This is a genomic window from Idiomarina sp. Sol25, from assembly GCF_033052775.1.
In the GTDB taxonomy this organism is placed as follows: domain Bacteria; phylum Pseudomonadota; class Gammaproteobacteria; order Enterobacterales; family Alteromonadaceae; genus Idiomarina.
Window position 1 is genome coordinate 1 of the sequence record NZ_JAUPEW010000079.1, and the last position, 311, is coordinate 311.

General features: G+C 55.9%; 1 protein-coding gene. It reads left to right on the forward strand.

Annotated elements, in window-relative coordinates:
* Positions 1-51: 51 nt before the first annotated feature.
* On the forward strand, positions 52-311 hold a 260-nt coding region (locus Q5L94_RS13550; RefSeq protein WP_317498885.1), incomplete at its 3' end, for a hypothetical protein.

Here is a 311-nt window from a genome sequence, read left to right on the forward strand (position 1 = left end):
GTAATACTAAGGGTCGGGTCATGCCTGACCCCACTTATCCCGGAGGACGAAATGAACGACAAAAAGATAGAGTCGCTGGAGAGGGTCGCGAACGCCCTTCGGGGAATGGCGATGGATCACCGCATCCCTGCCGAAGTGCGGGATGTCATCACGGCATCCGCTAGCGTAATCGACGCGATTACCGAAATCCACCTGGACGCCCAGCCCCAAACCCCACGAGAAATCCAGAAACCTATGAACACCGGTATCAAAGACGGAAAACTCGTTGTCGACATGGCCGAGGCCGATCAGCTTTGGAACGGCCTGTCGAT